Origin of the sequence: Streptomyces sp. SUK 48, assembly GCF_009650765.1 — a bacterium.
Taxonomy (GTDB): Bacteria; Actinomycetota; Actinomycetes; order Streptomycetales; family Streptomycetaceae; genus Streptomyces.
The window spans coordinates 4,826,556-4,848,026 of sequence record NZ_CP045740.1 but is presented as its reverse complement, the minus strand read 5'-3'; the positions used below and the strand labels follow the sequence as shown (position 1 = coordinate 4,848,026).

The 21,471-nt window shown below is 72.6% G+C and carries 15 protein-coding genes and 3 pseudogenes; 8 read left to right on the top strand and 10 right to left on the bottom strand.

All coding sequences use genetic code 11. From position 1 onward, the window contains the following. Positions 1 to 91: 91 nt before the first annotated feature. Positions 92 to 940: a 16S rRNA (cytidine(1402)-2'-O)-methyltransferase gene (gene rsmI / locus GHR20_RS21240; RefSeq protein ID WP_153814085.1), complete on the bottom strand. Its 849-nt coding sequence runs from the start codon at positions 938 to 940 to the stop codon at positions 92 to 94. Between the two features lie 106 nt (positions 941 to 1,046). Here rsmI and GHR20_RS21235 point away from each other — a divergent pair, with 106 nt between their 5' ends. Together GHR20_RS21235 and GHR20_RS21230 are read left to right on the top strand one after the other, a co-directional pair. After that, the gene (locus tag GHR20_RS21235; protein ID WP_194858946.1) at positions 1,047 to 2,795 is read left to right on the top strand and encodes a phospholipid carrier-dependent glycosyltransferase; all 1,749 of its coding nucleotides are present in this window, start codon (positions 1,047 to 1,049) and stop codon (positions 2,793 to 2,795) included. A 272-nt stretch (positions 2,796 to 3,067) separates the two neighbouring features. Next, positions 3,068 to 4,732, top strand: coding sequence for a penicillin-binding transpeptidase domain-containing protein (locus GHR20_RS21230; protein WP_153814084.1), 1,665 nt, complete (start codon positions 3,068 to 3,070; stop codon positions 4,730 to 4,732). 9 nt (positions 4,733 to 4,741) lie between these two features. Here GHR20_RS21230 and GHR20_RS21225 read toward each other — a convergent pair whose 3' ends face one another. Continuing rightward, positions 4,742 to 5,080, bottom strand: a complete 339-nt coding sequence (locus tag GHR20_RS21225) for an SsgA family sporulation/cell division regulator (RefSeq protein WP_111585995.1) — start codon at positions 5,078 to 5,080, stop codon at positions 4,742 to 4,744. A 159-nt stretch (positions 5,081 to 5,239) separates the two neighbouring features. Here GHR20_RS21225 and GHR20_RS21220 point away from each other — a divergent pair. The 4 genes and pseudogenes from GHR20_RS21220 (at position 5,240) to GHR20_RS21205 (ending at position 9,132) form a co-directional block, all read left to right on the top strand. Further along, positions 5,240 to 6,285 (top strand): annotated as a pseudogene (locus tag GHR20_RS21220) (energy-coupling factor ABC transporter permease). 1 nt (position 6,286) lies between these two features. Then, entirely contained in the window at positions 6,287 to 7,048 is a 762-nt protein-coding gene (gene cbiQ / locus GHR20_RS21215; protein ID WP_153814083.1) for a cobalt ECF transporter T component CbiQ, read from the top strand. Then, positions 7,036 to 7,853: pseudogene (locus tag GHR20_RS21210) on the top strand (ABC transporter ATP-binding protein). The gene cbiQ and the pseudogene GHR20_RS21210 overlap by 13 nt, the downstream one beginning before the upstream one ends. 100 nt (positions 7,854 to 7,953) lie before the next feature. After that, complete coding sequence (locus tag GHR20_RS21205) at positions 7,954 to 9,132, top strand: serine hydrolase domain-containing protein (protein ID WP_153814082.1); 1,179 nt, start codon at positions 7,954 to 7,956, stop codon at positions 9,130 to 9,132. Between the two features lie 48 nt (positions 9,133 to 9,180). Here GHR20_RS21205 and GHR20_RS21200 read toward each other — a convergent pair whose 3' ends face one another. Both GHR20_RS21200 and GHR20_RS21195 read right to left on the bottom strand, forming a co-directional pair. Further along, a complete protein-coding gene (locus GHR20_RS21200) occupies positions 9,181 to 9,456 on the bottom strand; it encodes a DUF1876 domain-containing protein (protein WP_111586026.1) in 276 nt (91 codons plus the stop codon). 146 nt (positions 9,457 to 9,602) lie between these two features. Continuing rightward, entirely contained in the window at positions 9,603 to 10,511 is a 909-nt protein-coding gene (locus GHR20_RS21195; protein WP_153814081.1) for an NAD(P)-dependent oxidoreductase, read from the bottom strand. 76 nt (positions 10,512 to 10,587) lie between these two features. On the opposite strand from GHR20_RS21195, the gene GHR20_RS37630 reads away from it, so the two are divergent. Continuing rightward, on the top strand, positions 10,588 to 11,064 hold the full coding sequence (locus GHR20_RS37630) for a hypothetical protein (RefSeq protein ID WP_153814080.1): 477 nt from the start codon (positions 10,588 to 10,590) through the stop codon (positions 11,062 to 11,064). Between the two features lie 150 nt (positions 11,065 to 11,214). On the opposite strand, the gene GHR20_RS21185 is transcribed toward GHR20_RS37630, so the two are convergent. Together GHR20_RS21185 and GHR20_RS21180 are read right to left on the bottom strand one after the other, a co-directional pair. Further along, positions 11,215 to 13,425, bottom strand: a complete 2,211-nt coding sequence (locus tag GHR20_RS21185; RefSeq protein ID WP_153814079.1) for an MMPL family transporter — start codon at positions 13,423 to 13,425, stop codon at positions 11,215 to 11,217. A 112-nt stretch (positions 13,426 to 13,537) separates the two neighbouring features. Continuing rightward, entirely contained in the window at positions 13,538 to 14,131 is a 594-nt protein-coding gene (locus GHR20_RS21180) for a TetR/AcrR family transcriptional regulator (RefSeq protein ID WP_111586001.1), read from the bottom strand. 221 nt (positions 14,132 to 14,352) lie between these two features. Here GHR20_RS21180 and GHR20_RS21175 point away from each other — a divergent pair. Then, positions 14,353 to 17,639 (top strand): annotated as a pseudogene (locus GHR20_RS21175) (S41 family peptidase). A gap of 46 nt (positions 17,640 to 17,685) precedes the next feature. Here the strand turns inward: GHR20_RS21175 and GHR20_RS21170 are convergent. From GHR20_RS21170 to GHR20_RS21155, 4 genes are all read right to left on the bottom strand, one after another. Further along, the gene (locus GHR20_RS21170; RefSeq protein WP_243878098.1) at positions 17,686 to 17,946 is read right to left on the bottom strand and encodes a hypothetical protein; all 261 of its coding nucleotides are present in this window, start codon (positions 17,944 to 17,946) and stop codon (positions 17,686 to 17,688) included. A gap of 94 nt (positions 17,947 to 18,040) precedes the next feature. Beyond that, positions 18,041 to 18,925, bottom strand: coding sequence for an SDR family oxidoreductase (locus tag GHR20_RS21165; RefSeq protein WP_111586004.1), 885 nt, complete (start codon positions 18,923 to 18,925; stop codon positions 18,041 to 18,043). Then, on the bottom strand, positions 18,922 to 19,872 hold the full coding sequence (locus GHR20_RS21160) for an alpha/beta hydrolase (RefSeq protein WP_153814078.1): 951 nt from the start codon (positions 19,870 to 19,872) through the stop codon (positions 18,922 to 18,924). Before GHR20_RS21160 ends, GHR20_RS21165 begins: the two co-directional genes overlap by 4 nt. Beyond that, complete coding sequence (locus GHR20_RS21155; protein ID WP_153816076.1) at positions 19,869 to 21,470, bottom strand: NAD(P)/FAD-dependent oxidoreductase; 1,602 nt, start codon at positions 21,468 to 21,470, stop codon at positions 19,869 to 19,871. Before GHR20_RS21155 ends, GHR20_RS21160 begins: the two co-directional genes overlap by 4 nt. Position 21,471 lies beyond the last annotated feature (1 nt).

Sequence of the window (21,471 nt, the reverse complement as noted above, 5' to 3'; positions counted from 1 at the left end):
CCTTTTGCCGCCCATTGGCCGATTCGCTCATCCGAGAAGAGCCCTGCTCAGAGGGCGGTTTTTACTCGAGCCACCGGCCGGAGCAGGCCCCTCACTGATCGGCGCGCTTCGCAGCGACAACGGCGTCGAACACGACCCTCTTGGGCAACCCCGCCGCCACCGCCACCGCCGCGATGGCCTCCTTGCGCCGCTCCCCGGCCTCCTCGCGCACCCGCACCCTGCGCACCAGCTCCGCCGCGTCCAGCTCCTCCGGGCCGCTCTCCGGCGCGCCCTCGACCACGACCGTGATCTCGCCGCGCACCCCCTCCGCGGCCCAGCTCGCCAGCTCGGCCAGCGGACCCCGGCGCACCTCCTCGTACGTCTTCGTCAGCTCCCGGCAGACGGCGGCCCGCCGCTCGGCGCCGAAGACCTCGGCCATCGCGGCGAGGGTGTCGTCCAGGCGGTGCGGGGCCTCGAAGTAGACCAGCGTGCGCCGCTCGCCCTCGACCTCGCGCAGCCGGGAGAGCCGCTCGCCCGCCTTGCGCGGCAGGAAGCCCTCGAAGCAGAACCGGTCCACCGGCAGCCCGGACAGGGCGAGCGCGGTGAGCACGGCGGACGGCCCGGGCACGGCGGTGACCCGGATGTCCCGCTCGACGGCCGCCGCGACCAGCCGGTACCCGGGGTCGGACACCGACGGCATGCCCGCGTCCGTGACGAGCAGCACCCGCGCCCCGCCGGCCAGCTCCTCGACCAGCTCGGGCGTGCGCGCCGACTCGTTGCCCTCGAAGTACGACAGCACCCGGCCGCCCGGCGTGACGCCGAGCGCCTGGGTGAGCCGGCGCAGCCGCCGGGTGTCCTCGGCGGCGATGACGTCGGCGGTCTCCAGCTCCCGCACCAGCCGGGGCGGCGCGTCCGCGATGTCGCCGATGGGGGTACCTGCGAGGACAAGGGTTCCAGTCACGCCCCCCATCCTCGCAGGGGTCCGCGAGCCGGAGGAAAACGACCGCTTCGCGGCCCGCGCCGCGCATGCGCGGGACTCGCACAGCACCGTTCCCTACGATGGCGCGGTGACCAGTACCGCGTCCTCCATGGAACTGAGCCAGGGCCAGGCGCCGCACGACCGGCGGCCGCCGTGGCAGCAGCGGCTGCGCCGGTTCGGGTACGCGCCGGCGAAGGACACGCCCGAGGGCGACGTCCGGGACCGGCTGGTGCCGCCGTACACGCGGCCCGGCCCCCGGCTGTGGCGGGCGCTCGGCGCCCCGCCCGTGCTGGCCGACCGGATCAACCGCTGGTCGGGCTGGGCGGGGCCGCTGCTGGTGACGCTGGTCGCGGGCCTGCTGCGGTTCTGGAACCTGGGCAGTCCGCGGGCGGTGATATTCGACGAGACGTACTACGCCAAGGACGCGTGGGCGCTGGTCCACCGCGGCTTCGAGGTCAACTGGGACAAGAACGCCAACGACCTGGTCCTCCAGACGCACGGGCATCTCGCGATCCCGGCGGACGCGGCGTACGTGGTGCATCCGCCGGTCGGGAAGTACGTGATCGGGCTCGGCGAGCTGATGTTCGGGTTCAACCCGTTCGGCTGGCGGTTCATGACCGCGCTGCTGGGCACGCTGAGCGTGCTGATGATCTGCCGGATCGGGCGCCGGATGTTCCGCTCGACGTTCCTGGGCTGCCTGGCGGGCGCCCTGCTCGCGGTGGACGGCCTGCACTTCGTGATGAGCCGCACCTCGCTGCTCGACGGCGTGCTGATGTTCTTCGTGGTGGCCGCGTTCGGCTGTCTGCTCATCGACCGGGACCGGTCACGGGCGAGACTGGCCGCCGCGCTGCCCGTCGGACCGGACGGCCTGGCGCGCCCGGACGCGGAGATCGCGGACTCCGTCCGGCTCGGCCGGCGCCCCTGGCGCTGGGCGGCCGGGCTGATGCTGGGCCTGGCCATCGGCACCAAGTGGAACGGCCTGTACATCCTGGTCGCGTTCTGTGTGATGGCGGTGCTGTGGGACGTGGGCGCCCGCCGGGTGGCCGGCGCCCGCGCTCCGCGCCTGGCGGTCCTGAGGCGCGACCTCGGCATCACCTTCCTGGCGACGGTCCCGGTGGCCGTCGCCGTCTACCTGCTGTCCTGGCTGGGCTGGATCCTCTCCCCCACGGACGGCACCGGCGGCTACTTCCGCAACTGGGCGCTCACCGACGGCCGGGGCGGGACGTGGTCCTTCCTGCCTGACTGGCTGCGCAGCCTGTGGCACTACGAGCACGAGGTGTACGAGTTCCATCTGCACCTGGACTCCCCGCACACCTACCAGTCCAACCCGTGGAGCTGGCTGGTGCTGGGCCGCCCGGTGTCGTACTTCTACGAGTCGCCCAACCCCGGCGCCGACGGCTGCCCGTCGGACGCGGGCCAGAAGTGCGCCCGCGAGGTGCTGGCGCTCGGCACGCCGCTGCTGTGGTGGGCGGCCTGCTTCGCGATCGTGTACATCCTGTGGCGCTGGGCGTTCCGCCGCGACTGGCGGGCCGGCGCCATCGCCTGCGCGATCGCGGCGGGCTATCTGCCGTGGTTCCTGTACCAGGAGCGGACGATCTTCTTCTTCTACGCGGTCGTCTTCGTGCCGTTCCTGTGCCTGGCCGTGGCCATGATGATCGGCGCGATCATCGGCCCACCGGGCTCCGGCGACACCCGCCGCGTGATCGGCGCCACCTCCGCGGGCGTCCTGGTCCTGCTGATCGCCTGGAACTTCATCTACTTCTGGCCCCTGTTCACCGGCACGGCGATCCCGATCGACAGCTGGCGGGCGAGGATGTGGCTGGACACCTGGGTGTAGCCCGGCAGGCGGGCGTCGTGCCCGCGGCCGGTGCCAAGGGGGTGGGCGTGAGCCTCGGCGGGGTGCTCGCGAAGGGTCTGATGGTCAGGTCGGCGCGCGGGTTCCGCTCGCTGGTCGGCTGAACTGCCCTCCGAGCGGGTCCGATTGTCGCAACCGCGCTACGAAATGACCGGGGACGTCACCCGCCCCGCTCAGGACTTTAAGGTGAGTGCCGTCGTTGGGGAGTCGAGGGGCCGCGGGGGACCCTGGGCGAGGGTGGAGGAACAGAGGCTGTGGGCAAGAGAAGACGGGCCGCCGGACGGCGCACGGCCCCTCCCGGCGTGATAGGCGGAGTCGTCGCCCTGGTCGCCTGCGGCGCCGGACTCACCGCGTACGCGCTGTACGACGGCGGTTCGGCGGCCGGCGAGACGAGCGCCACCGCGCACCACCAGCAGGTCAGGACCGGCCCCCTCAGCGCGGCGGAGGTGCACACCGCCGCCACCGCCTTCCTCACCTCCTGGCAGCAGGGCCGGGTCGCCGCCGCCGCGGCCGCGACCGACGACGCCCGTGCCGCCACCACCCTGCTCACCGGCTACACCAAGGACGCCCACCTCGCGGGCGTCACGCTCACCCCGGGCACCGCCACGGGCGCCAAGGTGCCCTTCTCCGTCAAGGCGACGCTGGCGTACAAGGGCGTCTCCAGGCCGCTGGCGTACGGCAGTTCGCTCACCGTCGTCCGGCGGGCGAGCGACGGCAAGCCCCTGGTCGACTGGCACTCCTCCGTCGTACAGCCGGATCTGCGGGACGGCGACACGCTCGTCACCGGCGCCTCCGGCACCCCGCCCGTCAAGGCCCTGGACCGCGACGGCAAAGAGGTGACGGCGGCCAGGTACCCCTCGCTCGGCACCGTGCTGGACGGGCTGCGCGAGAAGTACGGCAAGAAGGCGGGCGGCACGGCGGGCGTGGAGCTGCGCGTGGCGCGCGGCAAGGCGTCGCAGCGGGCGAAGCTGTCCGACAAGACGCTGGTGACGCTGAGCCAGGGCACCCCGGGGACGGTGAGGACCACCCTGGACCCGGCCCTCCAGGCGGAGGCGGAGGCGCAGGTCGGCAAGCGGACGCACGCCTCGGTGGTCGTCCTGCGGCCCTCCACCGGTGAGATCCTCGCGGTCGCCAACAGCGAGCACGGCTTCAACGTCGGCTTCCAGGGCTCGCTGGCGCCGGGCTCCACGATGAAGATCGTGACCTCGACCATGCTGTTCGAGAAGAAGCTGATCACCCCGGACGCCTCGCACCCCTGCCCCAAGACGTACAAGCTCGCGGGCTGGACGTTCCACAACGACGACGATTCCGAGATCAAGAAGGGCACGTTCAAGACCGCCTTCGGCGCCTCCTGCAACAACGCCTTCATCGACTTCGCGCCCAAGCTGTCCCACAGCGATCTGACCGAGGAGGCCCAGCAGGTCTACGGCCTCGGCATGGACAACTGGGCCATCGGCGTGCCCTCCTTCGACGGCTCCGTCCCGGTGCAGAGCGGCGCGCAGATGGGCGCCTCGCTGATCGGCCAGGGTGGGGTGCGCATGAACCCGCTGAACATGGCCTCCGTCGCGGCCACCGTGCGCTCGGGCCGCTTCCGCCAGCCGTACCTGGTCTCCCCCGAAGTGGACCACCGCACCCTGGCGACGGCCGCGCGCACCATGTCCGCGAAGACGCAGTCGCAGCTCAAGGAGGTCATGAAGTTCACGGCCGACTACGGCACCGCCGCCAAGGCGATGGCCGGCCTCGGCCCGGACTACGGCGCGAAGACCGGCTCCGCCGAGGTCGACGGGCAGAAGAAGCCGAACGGCTGGTTCACCGCCTACCGGGGCGACCTGGTGGCCGCGGGCGTGGTGCAGGCCGGCGGGCACGGCGGCGACACGGCGGGCCCGATCGTGGCGGACCTGCTCAGGAAGGGCGGCTGACCGGACCGGTCAGTTGTGCACGGGCACGGCCGTGTAGGTCCGGCGCAGAAAGCGGATCAGCGCCTTGGAGTCGAACTGGAGCACATCGACCCCCTGGTCCGAGTGGAACTCCACGACCGCCTGGACCCGGCCGCACGGCCACACCCGTACGGAGCCGCTCTCGGCCGGTGCCCGCAGCCCGCGCTCCAGCAGGGCGCGGGAGAAGGTCCACTCATGGGTGCCCGGGAGATCGATCCGGACCGAGCGCGGGTCGTCCTCGGGGTCGTACCGCAGTCGTACCGGGACGGCCCCCGGGTCCACGTCATCCGTGACGACATGGGCGCGCGCGTACTGCTCGATCACAGACATGGGAACGCCCTTTCACGCTGAGTGACCTCTAGGGAAGCCGTTTCGTCCGCTTTCATCCGCTTCTCTCCAATGTCGCACATTTCCCCCGGGGCGCCCCGGAGACCGGGGCGAGTACCCAGTACTTGCAAAGCGTTCGCAACAAGTGTCTAAAATCGAACGGTGCATGTACCTGACGGATTCATCGACGCCCCCACCTCCGCCGTCACCGCGGTGGTCGCCGCCGGCGCCCTCGCGGTGAGCCTGCGCGGCGCCCGCAGGGAACTGGACGAGAAGACCGCGCCGCTGGCCGGTCTCGTGGCCGCGTTCATCTTCGCGGTGCAGATGCTGAACTTCCCGGTCGCCGCCGGCACCAGCGGCCATCTCCTGGGCGGAGCGCTCGCCGCGATACTCGTCGGCCCGTATACGGGCGTGCTGTGCGTGTCCGTGGTGCTGCTGATGCAGGGCGTGCTGTTCGCGGACGGCGGCCTGACCGCGCTCGGCGTCAACATCACGGACATGGCGCTGGTCACCACCGTGGTGTCGTACGCCGTCTTCCGGGGTCTGCTCGCCGTGCTGCCCGGGGCCGCCGCTCGGTGACCGCCGCCTCCTTCGTCGCCGCGCTCGTCTCCGTGCCGGCCGCGGCCTGCGCCTTCACCCTGATCTACGCGGTCGGCGGCACCACCGACGTCTCGATCGGCAAGGTCGCGACCGCGATGATCGGCGTCCATGTGCTGATCGGCGTCGGCGAGGCGGTCATCACCGCGCTGACGGTCGGCGCCGTGATCGCCGTACGCCCGGACCTGGTGCACGGCGCGCGCGGGCTGCGGCAGCGGCTCCGGCTGCGGGTGGACGGCGAGCTGGTGGACGCGCCCACCCCGCCCGTCTCGCCCGCGGCGGCGCCCGCCTCGCGGCGCAAGGTGTGGGCGACCGGCCTGGTCGCCTCCCTGGTCCTCGCCGGATTCGTCAGCTTCTACGCCTCCGCGAACCCCGACGGCCTGGAGAAGGTCGCGCACGACAAGGGGATCGACAGCAAGGCGCGGGAACACGCCTCGGCCGGTTCCCCGCTCGCCGACTACGGCGTCAAGGACGTCTCCGACGCGCGCCTGTCCGGCGGGCTCGCGGGCGTGATCGGGGTCGGGGTCACGGTGGTCGCGGGCAGCGCGGTGTTCTGGGCGGTGCGCAGGCGCCGCGACAGGGACGTCTCGCCCGTCGGTCACGGTCTCTGACATGGGTGCGGGCCACGCCCACCGCCTCTACCGGCACGCGGACTCGCCCGTGCACGCGCTGCCGCCGCACACCAAGCTCGCGGCCGCCTTCCTCTTCGTCCTGGTCGTGGTCTCCACCCCGCGCGAGGCGGTGTGGGCGTTCGCGGTGTACGCCGCGCTGCTCGCGGCCGTGGCACGAGGCGCCCGGGTGCCCGCCGGGTTCCTGCTGCGGCGGCTGCTGATCGAGGTGCCCTTCGTGGCGTTCGCGGTGCTGATGCCGTTCGTCGCGGAGGGCGAGCGGGTGCACGTCCTCGGCCTCTCGCTGAGCGTCGACGGCCTGTGGGGCGCCTGGAACGTGCTCGCCAAGGGCACCCTCGGCGTCGCCGCCTCCGTGCTCCTCGCGGCCACCACCGAACTGCGCCAACTCCTGCTGGGGCTCGAACGGTTGAAGCTGCCCCCGCTGCTGGCGCAGATCGCCTCCTTCATGCTCCGCTACGGCGATGTGATCACCGACGAGATGCGCCGGATGCGGATCGCCCGCGCCTCCCGCGGCTTCGAGGCGCGGGGCGTGCGGCACTGGGGGGTGCTCGCCAAGTCCGCCGGCGCGCTGTTCATCCGCTCCTACGAGCGCGGGGAGCGGGTGCATCTGGCCATGGTGAGCCGGGGCTACGCCGGTTCGATGCCGGTCATCGACGAGGTGACCGCGTCCCCGGCGCAGTGGCGCCGCGCCCTCGCGCTCCCCTGCTCGGCCCTCGTCGTCTGCCTGTTGGGATGGACCCTGTGAATACAACCGGCACGACCAGCACGGCCGGCACGCCCGGTACGGCCCCCGCCTCGCTGGAGGTCTCCGGCCTCGCCTTCGCCTACCCCGACGGCCATCAGGCCCTGTTCGGCGTCGACTTCACCATCGGGCGCGGCGAACGGGTCGCGCTGCTCGGTCCCAACGGCGCCGGGAAGACCACGCTGGTGCTGCACCTCAACGGCATCCTCGGCGGCGGCGCCGGGGCGGTCACGGTGGCCGGACTGCCCGTCGGCAAGCGGCACATGGCGGCGATCCGGCAGAAGGTCGGCATCGTCTTCCAGGACCCGGACGACCAGCTGTTCATGCCGACGGTGCGCGAGGACGTGGCGTTCGGCCCGGCGGCGGCCGGGATCAAGGGGGCCGCCCTGGAGGAGCGCGTACGGGGCGCCCTGGACCGGGTCGGCATGGGGGACTTCGCGGACCGGCCCCGCACCATCTCTCCTTCGGGCAGCGGCGGCGCGTCGCGGTGGCCACCGTGCTGGCGATGGAGCCGGAGATCCTGGTCCTGGACGAGCCGTCCTCCAACCTCGACCCGGCCTCCCGCCGCGAACTGGCCGACATCCTGCGCTCGCTCGACGTCACGGTCCTGATGGTCACGCACGACCTGCCGTACGCCCTGGAGCTGTGCCCGCGCGCGCTGATCCTCAGTGACGGCGTGATCGCGGCCGACGGCCCGACGGGGGACCTGCTGGGCGACGAGGAGCTGATGCGGGCGCACCGCCTTGAACTGCCGTGCGGCTTCGACCCGCGAGCGGCAGGCCCCGGGTGGCACAGCCGACGCGGGTGACAAAGGCATCAAAAACGGACGCCTGATCCTGCCGAGGAATCGCAGGCCCACGCCCGCTGTTGCACCCACTGTCGCAGGCGAGTGGAAGGGAACGCGGGACATGGAGGGCGAGGACGTGGTCGTGAACGGCACGGTGGCCGAGGGCTTCGAGCCGGTCAGGGAGGCGTTCGCGGCGAACTTCGCCCGGCTCGGGGAGCGCGGCGCGGCGGTGGCCGTGTACCGCGACGGACGGCGGGTGGTCGACCTGTGGGCGGGCACCAAGGACGTGGACGGTACGGCTCCCTGGGAGCCCGGCACCGCCCAGATCGTGCGCTCGGCCACCAAGGGCGTCGCCGCCGCCGGACTCCTGCTGCTGCACCAGCGCGGGCACCTGGACCTGGACGCGCCGGTCGGCACGTACTGGCCCGAGTACAAGACGGCGGGCAAGGAGCGCACCCTCGTCCGCCATCTGCTCGCGCACCGCGCCGGCGTGCCCGTCCTGGACCGTCCGCTGACCATGGCCGAGGCGGCCGACCCGGACCTCGGCGCGGCGGCCGTCGCGGCCCAGGCCCCGGTGTGGGAGCCGGGCACGGACCACGGGTACCACGCGCAGACGTACAGCTGGCTCGTCGGGGAGCTGGTCCGGCGGGTCACCGGGCGTCCGGTGGGCGAGTGGCTGGCCGACGAGCTCGCCGGGCCGGCCGGCGCCGACTTCCGGCTCGGGCTGCCCGCGGCCGAGCAGGGGCGCGCCGGGCGGGTCGGGGAGATCGAGGCGCCGCAGTCCGCGGGCGCCCTGAAGCTGCGGCCCAAGCGCTCGGTGTCCGCGGCCTACGCCGACCCGGACTCGCTCACCCGCCGTGCCTTCGCCGCGATCACCCCGCTCCCGGACGAGAACGACCCCGCCTACCGCGCCGCCGCCCTGCCCGCCGCCACCGGCATCGCGACGGCCGACGGACTGGCCCGCGTCTACGCCTCGCTGATCGGCGAAGTGGACGGCGGGGTACGGCTGTTCACACCCGAGACGATGGAGCTGGCCCGCGCGGAGCGGTCGGCGGGAGCCGACCGGGTGCTCGTGGTCGGCACCCGCTTCGGCCTCGGCTACATGCTGCACGGCAGCGCGTCCCCGCTCCTGTCCCCCGGCTCCTTCGGGCACCCGGGCCGCGGGGGCGCGCTCGCCTTCGCCGACCCGGAGTCGGGCATCGGCTTCGGCTATGTCACCAACGGCTTCCGCAAGAGCGTGACGTCGGACCCGAGGGCGCAGGCGCTGGTACAGGCGCTGAAGGCGTCGCTGGGGGCGTGAAGCCACCGAGGACGCGCGCCCCGTGGGGGCGTGCCCTCGGTCGCCGGCTCAGACGTGGATCGGGTGCGAGGTGCGCCCGGAATCGGCGTCGATCTCCGTGTGTGCCTTGTTCAGCAGCTCCATGGCGATCTCATTGAGGGCGCGGGCCCCGGCGATCTCCTCGCCGACCCTGGGCTGGTCGTTGTCGATGTGGTGGCGGCTGGCGTGTCCGTGCCCCCGGACCTCGCTGCCGTCGGGCAACCGCACCAGGGCCGCCGCGCGCGTGTGCTGACCGTCCTCCTCGAACTCCAGCTCGACATGCCACCCGACAGCGGTGTGCATCATGGTCTGCGTCTGCTGCATGGTCTGCGTCATGTCGGCCACCTCCGGGCAACGCGCGTTCCGGCTGTCTCCAGGGTGCTCCCGGCCGCCGCGCACGTCATCTCGGCGGCCGGGCTCGGCCCCGCCCGCCCTTCTCCGCCTTCTCCGCCTTACTTCTCCGCCGTCTCCGCCGTCTCCGCCTTCTCCTCGAAGCTGGCGAAGTACGCGGCGGCCATGTCCTCCTGGCCGTGCCCCTGGGCGGCCGCGCGGGCGAACCGTTCGGCGGCGGCCTCGGCCACGTCCAGGCGTACGCCGCTGCCCCGGCCCGCGGCCACGATGAGCCGGGCGTCCTTCTCGGCGGTGGTCACCGCGAACGACGCCGGGGTCAGCCCGCCCTCCAGCAGCAGCTGGGACTTGGCCCGCAGATACCCCATGTCGAGCGGGCCGCCGCCGATCAGCTCGAAGAACTGCCGCGGATCGACGCCGAGGCCCTTGGCGAGGGCCAGCGTCTCGCCGGTGGCCGCGGTGACGGCGAGCACCCAGCTGTTGGCGACCAGCTTCAGCCGGCTGGCGCTGCCCTCGGCACCGTCCGCACCGGTCCACAGGGTCTTGGCGCCCACCGCGTCGAACACCGGCGTGACCGCCGCGCGCCCCTCCTCGGGCCCGGCCGCCAGCACGGTGAGCTTCCCGGCCTCGGCGGGCTCCTTGGTGCCGAGCACGGGGGCGTCGTAGAAGAGCAGTCCGTGCGCGTCGGCGAAGGCCGCCAGGTCGCCGGTCAGCTCGGACCCGGCGGTGGTGGACTGCGCCCAGGCGGCCCCGCGGCGCAGGGCGGGCGCGGCCTCCCGCATGACCTCCAGGACGGTCTCGCCGTCGTAGAGCATCGTCAGGACGACATCGGCGCCCTCGACGGCCTCGGCGGGGGTGTCGGTGATCCGGGCTCCGTCGGCGGCCAGCGGCTCCGCCTTCTCCCGGGTACGGTTCCAGGCGCGCACCTCGAGTCCCGCCCGGCACAGATTGCGGGCCATGGCGGCGCCCATGATGCCGGTACCCAGGACGCCGACGATCGGCTTGTCGCTCATTGACACTCCCTGAAGTCATATCGTGTCGTCTCCAGCTTCCCGTACCACGGGAGGCGCCGCGGGAACCGGAGAACTGATGCGACGGCGCGGACCCCTGGGGCTGCTGACCTGTGTCCTGGCACCGGCGATCCTGCTCACCGCCTGCACCTCGAACGACGCCCCGGCGCCCGTGCCCGCGGCCACGCACCGTGGCGGCGACGGCGCCCAGGCCGAGAAGAAGCTCACCGATCAGGCGCGGTCCGCGCTCGACGCCGTCACCGATCAGGGCGGGTCCATGGTCGAGTCGGGCGTCGAGCGGGTCGCGGACGGTGTGCACACGCGGCCCGGCCTCGCTCACGGCGCGGCCTACGAGCTGGCCGTGGTGTGCGCCGGGAAGGGGGCCGCGGAGCTGGTCGTGGTGCCGTCCGGCGCGGGCGGGAAGAAGGCGGTTCCCTGCGACGGGTCCGTGGTCTTCGGGCGTTTGACGGCCGAAAGCGCGCTCAAGGTCGATGTGCGGGGCGAGCCCGGCGCGGCGGGCATGGTCGCCTGGCGGATCAACAAGGTCGGCTCCTAGCCCGGTCCGGGCGCCTCCTCCAGGCCGGGCTCCCGCGTGCGCCCGCGCGAACCCAGGACGGCGCGAACCCGGGACGGCGAGAAGCCGGTGAGGGTGCAGCCCCGTCCCCACGGGCACCCTCACCGGCCGTTCACCGGCGGCAGCCGTACGTCAGGCGCGTACCAGCTCCCGCTCGCCCTCCTTGCCGTCGGCGGCCAGGGCGCGCAGGCCCTCGCCCTCGACGTCCACGTTGGGCAAAATGCGGTCCAGCCACTTCGGCAGCCACCAGGCGCGCTTGCCCAGCAGGGCGAGGACGGCCGGGACGATCGCCATGCGGACGATGAACGCGTCGAAGAAGACGGCGATGGCGAGGCCGAAGCCGATCATCTTGACCATGGACTCGCTGGAGCCGATGAAGCCGGAGAAGACGGCGATCATGATGACGGCGGCGGCGGTCACGACGCGGGCGCCGTGCCGGAACCCGGTCACCACGGCCTGGGTCGGCTTCTCGCCGTGGACGTACGCCTCCCGCATCCGGGTGACGAGGAAGACCTCGTAGTCCATCGCGAGCCCGAACACCACGCCCACCATGAAGATCGGCATCATCGACATGACCGGGCCGGTCTGCTGGACGTTCATCAGGCCGGACAGCCAGCCCCACTGGAAGACCGCGACGACCGCGCCGAGCGCCGCGAGCACGCTGAGCAGGAAGCCGAGGGCCGCCTTCAGCGGGACGAGGACCGAGCGGAAGACCACGATCAGCAGGAGGAAGGCCAGGCCCACGACCAGGGCGAGGTAGGGCAGGAGCGCGTCGTTCAGACGCTGGGAGACGTCGATGTTCATCGCCGTCGAGCCGGTCACCAGCAGCTTGGCGTCCGTCTTCGCGGTGATGTCCGCGCCCTTGTCGCGGATCGCGTGCACCAGGTCCTCGGTGGACTTCGAGGACGGCTTGGACTTCGGGACGACCGTGATGATCGCCGTGTCGCCCGCCTTGTTGGGCGCGGCCGGGGTGACCGCGACGACGTCCTTGAAGCCCTTGATCTCCTTGCCGACCTCGCTGAAGGCCGTCTTGGGGTGGGCGCTGCCCTTGGCGTCCACGACGACCATCAGGGGGCCGTTGAAGCCGGCGCCGAAGCCCTCGGACAGCAGGTCGTAGGCGCGGCGCTGGGTGGTGGAGGTGGGCTGGGAGCCGTCGTCGGGCAGGCCCAGTTCGAGGGAGGAGACCGGGACGGCCGCGGCGCCGAGGCCGATCACGCCGAGGAGGAGGACCGCGACGGGGCGCCGTACGACGAAACTCGCCCAGCGGGTGCCCATGTTGGGGCGGCCCGGCTTCTTCGCCTGGCGCCCGCCGCCGAGCAGCTTGCTCTTCTCGCCGGCCGGCTTGACCCTGCGGCCGGCGTAGCCGAGCAGCGCGGGGATCATCGTGAGCGCGATCAGGACGGCGATGGCGACCGTGCCCGCCGCCGCGATGCCCATCTTGGTCAGCATCGGGATGTTGACGACGGAGAGGCCGACCAGCGCGATGACGACGGTCAGACCGGCGAACACCACCGCGGAGCCCGCCGTACCGACGGCGCGGCCCGCCGCCTCCTCGCGTTCACGGCCCTCGGCGAGTTCGGCGCGGTAGCGGGAGACGATGAACAGGGCGTAGTCGATGCCGACCGCGAGGCCGATCATCATCGCCAGGGTGGAGGTGGTGGAGCCCAGGTCGAGGGCGGAGGCCAGCGCGGTGATGGAGGAGACGCCGATGCCCACGCCGATGAGCGCGGTCAGCAGCGGCAGTCCGGCCGCGAGCAGGGAGCCGAAGGTGATGACGAGGACGACGGCGGCGATGCCGATGCCGATCAGCTCGCCGGCGCCCTCCTCGGGCATCGCGGTGAGCGCGTCGCCGCCGATCTCGACGGTCAGCCCGGAGTCCCGTGCCTGCTGCGCGGCCTCCTTCAGCGCGTCGCGCGAGGAGTCCTTCAGCTCCATGCCGGAGACCTTGTACTTCACCGAGGCGTAGGCGATGGAGCCGTCCCGGCTGACGGCGTGCCCGGTGTACGGGTCGGCGACCGAGGCGACCTCGGAGCCGTGGCCCAGCTCGCGCACCGTCTTGCCGACGGCGGCCTTGTTGAGCTTGTCGGTCATCTTCTCGCCGGCCGGCGCCTTGAAGACGACCCGCGCGGTGGCGCCGTCGGCGCTCATCCCGGGGAAGCGCTGTTCCAGCAGGTCGAACGCCTTCTGGGCCTCGGTACCGGGGATCGAGAAGGAGGAGTTGCCGGCGGGCGGCGCGGAGGCGGCGCCCACCCCGGCGAGGGTGAGCAGCGCGACCCATATCAGGGCGACGAAGTGGCGTCGCCTAAAGGCGAGCCGGCCGATTCGGTACAGGAATGTGGCCACGGAGGCGTACTCCCGGTCAGGTCGTGGGGTTCATCAGGGCAGGGGTGATCAGCCCGACGACGTGAGCGGTGACGTCAGATGGTGGGCTTGATGGGGAGGTGTGCGAGGAGGGTCAGGCGCCGAGGGCGGGGAGGACCACGGCGTCGATGTACGAGGTGAGGAAGTCCTGGGTGGGCGGCTGGTCCTCCAGGAGGGTCCTGGTGGCGAAGCCGCCGACCATCATGTGCACCATGAAGTCGATCGCCGGGCAGTCCGGGCGGACCTCGCCCCGGTCCACGGCCCGCTGGAGCATCTGCCGGCCGGTGACGATCTCCGCGTCGACGATCTGCGCCCGGAACGTCTCGCGCAGATCCTCGTTGTGGTGCATCGCCATGGCGATCCCCCGCATCAGGGCGGAGTTCTGCGCCATGGTGCAGTCGTCCTCCATCGCCACGAGGGCGTGCAGGTCGCCCCGGAGGGACCCGGTGTCGATGTCGCCGATGTGGCCGCGCTTGTTGTGCCGCAGCGCCTTGACCACCAGTTCGGCCTTGCCGCCCCACTGGCGGTAGAGCGTGGCCTTGCTGGACCGGGTGCGGGCGGCGACGGCGTCCATGGTCAGGGCGTCGTAGCCGACCTCCCGGAGCAGGTCGAGCACGGCCTCGTACAGCTCGGCCTCGCGCTCGGGGGTGATGCGACTGCGACGTGCAGCCGCGACGGCCTCGGTCATGTCGCTCACCCTTCCGCACCGGGACTTGTCTCCGGGCCCAGTTTCCAGGACTTCTTTCCGGAACTTCCTTGCGTACGTCCATCTTCGTACGTCCATGAAGATACCCCCACCCTGGAGCGAAACGAAACCGTTTCGTACGTGGGCTCCGTCACGAACGTGAGGAACGGATAAGAAGGGCACATAAGTTGCCCGCCCCCAGCGGGCGGAAAAGCATGGGAAGGGTGAGCTATCTGCGCTTCCCCCACCTCAGCGGCGATCTGTTGTGCTTCGTGTCCGAGGACGATCTGTGGCTGGCCCCCCTCGACTCCCCCGGCCGCGCCTGGCGGCTCACGGCGGACCGCACCAAGACCGGGCACCCGCGCTTCTCCCCCGACGGCAGCCGGATCGCGTACACGAACTGGCGCAGTCTGGTCCCCGAGATCCAGCTGGTGGACGTCACCGGCGGACCCGCGCGCCAGCTGACGTACTGGGGCAGCGCCGACACCCAGGTGTGCGGCTGGTCCCCGGACGGCGACATCCTGGCGGTCGCCTCGCACGGGCAGCCGTTCTCGTACTTCACCTGGGCCTACAAGGTGACCCCCGACGGCGACCCGGGCGGCCGGCTGCCGTGGGGCCCGGTCACCGAGATCCAGGTCGCCGACCTCGACGGCGAGCGCAGGACACTGCTGCTCACCGGCACCCCGCCGCACGAACCGGCCTCCTGGAAGCGCTACCGGGGCGGCGCCATGGGCCGGCTGTGGCTGCACGGCGAGCGCCTGCTGCCCGATATCGACGGCCATCTCGCCAGCCCCATGTACGTCGCCGGGCGGATCGCCTTCCTCTCCGACCACGAGGGTGTCGGCAACCTCTACTCCTGCGCCTACGACGGCACCGACCTGCGCCGCCACACCGACCACGACGCCTTCTACGCCCGGCACGCGTCCAGCGACGGCACCCGGGTGGTCTACCAGTGCGCGGGCGACCTGTGGCTCGTCGACGACTTCTCCCCGCGCGGCGTCCCGCGCAGGCTCGACATCCGCCTCGCCGGGCCCGCCGCGGGCCGGCGCCGCTACCAGGTGCCGGCCGCGCAGAACGTCGACGGCATCTCCGTGGACGAGACCGGGCGGGCCAGCGCGGTCGTGGTGCGCGGCAGCCTGTACTGGCTCACCCACCGCGACGGCCCCGCCCGCACGATCGCGGACACCCCCGGGGTCCGGGTCCGGCTGCCGGAGATGCTGGGCTCCATGGGGCAGGTGGCCTATGTGACCGACGCCGGGGGCGAGGACGCGGTGGAGATCGCCCAGCTGCCCCGCGCCACCGGCGACCGCCCGCCCCGCCGGCTCGCCCGGGGCGCCCTCGGCCGGGTCCTGGAGATGATCTCCGACCCGGACGGCGAGCGCCTGGCCGTCGCCTCGCACGACGGCCGGCTGTTGCTGATCGACGTGCCCGAGGAGCCCGGCGCCGGGGACCCCGAGTCGCCCGGCACGGGGGTCGGCGCGGAGACCGAGGAGGGCGCGGTCACCGAGCTGATCCGCTCCGTCAACGGCCCCGTGCGCGACCTCGCCTTCTCCCCCGACGGCGGCTGGCTCACCTGGTCCCATCCCGGCATCGGCCGCTCCCTGCGCCAGATCAAGCTGGCCCGCATCAAGGACCGGCTGATCGTGGACGTCACCGACGGCCGCTTCGAGGACGAGACCCCCGTCTTCACCCGCGACGGCCGCTACCTCGCCTTCCTGTCCTGGCGCGGCTTCGACCCGGTGTACGACGTCCACACCGGCGATCTGTCCTTCCCGCTCGGCAGCCGCCCCTACCTGGTCCCGCTGTCTTCGGCGACCCCCTCGCCGTTCGCCCTCAACCCGAGGGGCGCCCGGCGGCGGGCGGGCTCGACCCGCTGGAGGACGAGGGGACCGGGGAGGCGGGCACGGTGATGGTCGAGGTGGAGGGCCTGGCCAGCCGGGTCACCCCGTTCCCGGTGATCGCCTCCAAGTACTCCTCGCTGTACCCGGTCGCGGGCGGCGGCCTGGTCTGGCTGCGCTGGCCGATCTCCGGCGCGCTCGGCGAGACCTTCGCCAACCCGGCCGACACCAGCGGCCGCCCCACGCTGGAGTACTTCAACATCACCAAGGCGAAAAAGTCCGAACTCGTCGGCCATCTCGACTGGTTCGCGGTGAGCGGCGACGGCACCCGGCTGGTCGTGGTGGACGAGGGCGAGCTGCGCGCGGTGCCCTCCACCGAGATGGGCGACGCCGACAGCACGGTCTGGATCGACCTGCGCCGCATCCTGCACGAGGTGGACCCGCCCGCCGAGTGGCGCCAGGCGTACGACGAGGCGGGCCGGATCATCCGCGCCTACTTCTGGGACCCGGGCATGAGCGGTATCGACTGGGACACGGTGCTCGACCAGTACCGTCCGCTCGTCGAACGGGTCGCCTCCCCCGACGAGTTCGCGGATCTGCTGCGCGAGGTCCTCGGCGAACTCGGCACCTCCCACGCCTACGTCACCGCCGCCCGCCGCAACGAGGGCCCGCCGCACTACCAGCGCTGGCAGGGTCTGCTCGGCGCCAACCTGGTGCACCGGGAGGGCGGCTGGACCCTGCGGCGGATCCTGCCCGGCGACTCCTCGGACTCCAAGGCCCGTTCACCGCTGGCCGGCACCGGCATCCGCGAGGGCGCGGTCCTCACCCATGTCGACGGCCGCCCGGTCGACCCCGTCAAGGGCCCCTTCCCGCTGCTGGCCGGCGCGGGCGGTACGACGGTGGAGCTGACCTTCACCCCCGCCGAGGGCACCGGACCGCCCCGCCGGGTCGCCGTCGTCCCGCTGGTCGACGACCGGCCGCTGCGCTACCAGGACTGGGTGGCCAAACGCCGGGACGTGGTGCGGGAGCTGAGCGGCGGCGCCTGCGGCTATCTGCACATCCCCGACATGGGCGGCTCGGGCTGGGCCCAGTTCAACCGCGATCTGCGCCTGGAGGTCTCCCGGCCCGCGCTCATCGTGGACGTGCGCGGCAACGCGGGCGGCCACATCAGCGAGCTGGTCATCGAGAAGCTGACCCGGACCATCCTGGGCTGGGACCTGACGCGCGACGCCCAGCCGGTGTCGTACACCTCGAACGCGCCCAGGGGCCCGGTGGTGGCGCTGGCCGACGAGGCGACCTCCTCCGACGGCGACATGATCACGGCCGCGTTCAGACTCCTCGGCCTCGGACCGGTGGTGGGGCAGCGCACCTGGGGCGGAGTCGTCGGCATGACCGGCCGCCACCGCCTCGGCGACGGCACCGTCATCACCGTGCCCATGAACGCCGCCTGGTTCGACGCCTACGGCTGGTCCATCGAGAACCACGGCGTCGCCCCGGACCTGGAGATCCTGCGCACCCCACTGGACTGGGCCGAGGGCCGCCACGCCCAGATGGACGACGCGATCCAGCTGGCCCTGAAACTCCTCGAATCCCACCCCGCCGCCGTCCCCCCGGACTACTCGGACGCCCCCGACCGCTCCCGCCCCGAGCTGCCACCGAGGCCGGCTTCCTGAAACAACGTGGGGCGCCCTCCGTCAAGAAGGGCGCCCCACGCATCAACTACGCGTCGTAGTCGTGGTCCATCCGGTCCTGCATCTCCGTGTCGTCGATGTCCTGACGACCGCGGTTGGGCTGCTGGCCCTGCTGGGGGCGCTCGCCGCGCTGGGGCTGGCCGGGCTGGGGGCGCTCGCCGCGCTGGGGCTGGCCGGGCTGGCCGGCGCGCTCACGCGCCTGGTCCATCTTGCCCTTGCCCTTCTGCTGCCACTGGCCCTGGTCCTGCCGCTGGCCCTGGTCCTGGCGCTGCTGGTCCTTCATACCCATGTGGGTTCACTCCTGTGGTGAGTGAGAGTGGGGAGTCGGCCCCTCAGCGGGGCCACGACCAGATTCACACGCCCCACCACGCTCCGCATGTGGATCAGTCACGTACCGTGACCCGCGCCGCCTCGTCCGCCGCCCCGCCCGCGCCGACCAGCCCGGACCGCATCCCTTCGAGGCGCGGCCCGAACCGCTTCATCTCCCGCTGCCCCACCGACCCGATGAGCCCCGGGAGATACCCGCGCACGCTCTGCATGCCCCGCAGCCACCACTGCGCGTACACCTGCGAGGAACGCCGCTCGATCCCCGCGACGATCCGGTCCACCGCGGGCCCCAGCGGATACGTCTTGTTCGACGGCCACGGCAGCCGCTGCCGCAACTCCCGCATGACGTCGTCCTGATCGGCCCCGCGCACCATGTCGGTGTCGGTCCAGGACAGATACCCGACGCCGACCCGCACCCCCTGATAGCCGACCTCGGCCCGCAGGCTGTGCGCGTACGCCTCCACGCCGGACTTGGAGGCGCAGTACGCGGTCATCATCGGCGCCGGGGTGATCGCCGCGAGCGAGGCGATCTGGAGCAGATAGCCCCGGCTCTCGACCAGCACCGGCAGGAACGCGCGGGCGGTCACCGCCGAGCCGATGAGGTTGACCTCGATCACCCGCCGCCAGGCGTCCGGGTCGGAGTCGATGAACGGACCGCCCGTCGCCACACCGGCGTTGGCGACCACGATGTCGACCTTCCCGAACCGCGCCTTCACCTCCCGCGCCACCCGGGCCATCGCCTCGTGGTCGGTGACATCGGCGTACCAGTGGGCGCTCTCGCTGTGCAGCCGCCCGGAGACCTCCTTGAGGGCCTCCTCCTCCAGGCCGACCAGCGCCACCTTCGCTCCGCGCGCGGAGAGCTTGCGGGCGAGCAACTCGCCGACGCCGCGCGCCGCTCCGGTGACGACCGCGACCTGTCCCTCCAGATCGACCCTGCTCATGCGCCCTCCTTGATCGGCTGGGGAGCGGGCTCGCCGGCCCCCGTGACATACGTGCTGACGAGGTCCCGGATGCGGCCCGTGACCCGCTCGGGCTCCTCGACCGGGGTCATGTGGCCGGCGCCGGGCAGCTCGGTGAGTCCGGCGCAGCGCGGGAGTTCGGCGACCAGGGCGTGCGCGTGCACCGGCGGCACGAGACGGTCGGCCGTGCCGTGCAGGACCGCGGTGGGCAGGTCCAGCCGCCGTACGCCGTGGTCGAGATCGAGCGAGGCGAGCACCTGGGACCAGGCGTGCCGGGCCCCGGTCGGGCAGCCGTGCACGATCCGCGCGCACGCCTCCACCATCTCCGGTGTCGAACGGGCGCCCATCGTGCCGTACTTGAGAATCCGCCTGGCGAGCGGTGTGACCGGTCCGAGCGGGGCGCGCGAGCCGAGGACGCCCGCGCTGAGCCGGGTGCGCAGCGGTCCCTCGCGCAGCGGCAGCACCCGGGCCTCGGCGACCAGCCGCGAACTGCCGGTGCTGGCCAGCAGGACGGCGGCCGCGTGGGCGCGGAAGCGGGGCCGCCCGGCCGCCGCCATGACCGTCATGCCGCCCATCGAGTGCCCCACGATCAGGGCCTGTTCGCCGTCCGCGAGGGTCGCGGCGAGCACCGCCTCCAGGTCGTCCGCGAGCGCGCGGGTGGTGCACACGGGGCTCACGGGGCTGCGCCCGTGGCCCCGCTGGTCGTAGACGATCACCCGGTGGTCACCGGCCAGTTCCCGGATCTGCGCGGCCCAGAAGGCGGTCGAGCAGGTCCAGCCGTGGGAGAGGACGACTGGGGGCGCGTCCTCGGGCCCGTGCACCTCGGCGTACAGCCGCGCGCCGTCGGTGGAGGGGACGGTGAGTTCCCGGGACGGGACGGGCGGGGCGTAGGCGCCGGAGGTCATGCTGGTGGCGCGGGGGCGGCTCATGCGGCGACCTCGTCGGCCGGGGAAGCCTCCGAAGCCTGCGCGTTCTCGCGGGACTTGGCGTTCTTCGCGCCCTCGGGAGCCTTCGCGTCCCCGGGGGCCTTCGCGCCCTCGGGTGTCTCCCGCGTCCCGGCGGCCCGGATCACCTCGTACTCCCCGAGGTCCACCTGCCGGGTCGCGCGCCGGAACTCGGTCGTCGTACCGGGCCACACGGTGGTGTTGCGGCCACTGGCGTCGAGGTACCAGCTCGTGCAGCCGCCGGTGTTCCACACGGTCCGCCGCATCCGCTCCTGGACCTTGTGGTTCCAGGCCGCGACGGCGCCGGGCCGGGCGTCGAGGGCGGTACGGCCGCCGAGGACGCCGAGCTGGCGCAGATAGTCGGCCATGTAGTTCAGCTGGGACTCGATCATGAGGATCATCGAGGAGTTGCCGAGACCGGTGTTGGGCCCGATGACCGTCATGAAGTTCGGGAACCCGGCGGCGGTGGCGCCGCGCAGCGCCTGCATGCCGCCCTTCCACGACTCGGCGAGCGTGACGCCCTCCGCGCCGACCACCCGCTCGGCGATCGGCATGTCCGTGACGTGGAAGCCCGTGCCGAAGACGATCGCGTCGGCCTCGGTCTCGGTGCCGTCGGCGGCGACCAGGGTCGAGCCCCGCACCTCGCTGAGCCCGCTGGCGACGACGTCCACATTGGGCCGGGCCAGCGCCGGGTAGTAGGTGTTGGAGAGCAGGATCCGCTTGCAGCCGATGCGGTAGTCGGGGGTGAGCCGGGCGCGCAGGGCCGGGTCCTTGACCGCGCGGGCGATGTTGCGCTTGGCGAGCTGCTCGACCAGGCCGAGTTCGTCGGGGCGCTTGGTGAACGCCTGCACCTGGAGCTCCCGGATGCCCCACAGCAGGCCGCGGCGCAGCTGGGTGGTCAGCGGCAGGGCGCGGTGCAGCCAGCGCTCGGCGGGGCTGATCGCGCGGTCCACCCGGGGCATCACCCAGGGCGGGGTGCGCTGGAAGAGGGTGAGCCGGCCGACCTGCGGCTGGATGGCGGGCACGATCTGGATGGCGGAGGCGCCGGTGCCGACCATGGCCACGCGCTTGCCGCGCAGGTCGTAGTCGTGGTCCCAGCGGGCGGAGTGGAACACCTTGCCGGGGAAGGAGTCCAGGCCCGGGATGTCGGGCACCTTCGGGTCGGACAGCGGTCCGGTGGCGGAGACGACGACGTCGGCGGTCAGCGCGCCGCGCGAGGTCTCGATGTGCCAGCGCAGGTTCTCCCGGTCCCAGCTGAGCAGCTTGACCTCGGCGCCGAAGCGGATCTGCGGGCGCAGTCCGAAGACATCGGTGACGTGCTCCAGATAGGCGCGGATGTGTTGCTGCCCGGAGAAGGTGCGCGGCCACTCGGGGTTGGGCGCGAAGGAGAAGGAGTACAGGTGGGAGGGCACGTCGCAGGCGCACCCGGGGTAGCTGTTGTCCCGCCAGGTGCCGCCGACGTCCTCGGCCCGTTCCAGTACGACGAAATCGGTGATCCCCTCGCGGCGCAGCCGCACGGCGGCGCCCAGCCCGCCGAAGCCGGACCCGATCACCGCCACCCTCACATGCTCGTGCTCGGCCATC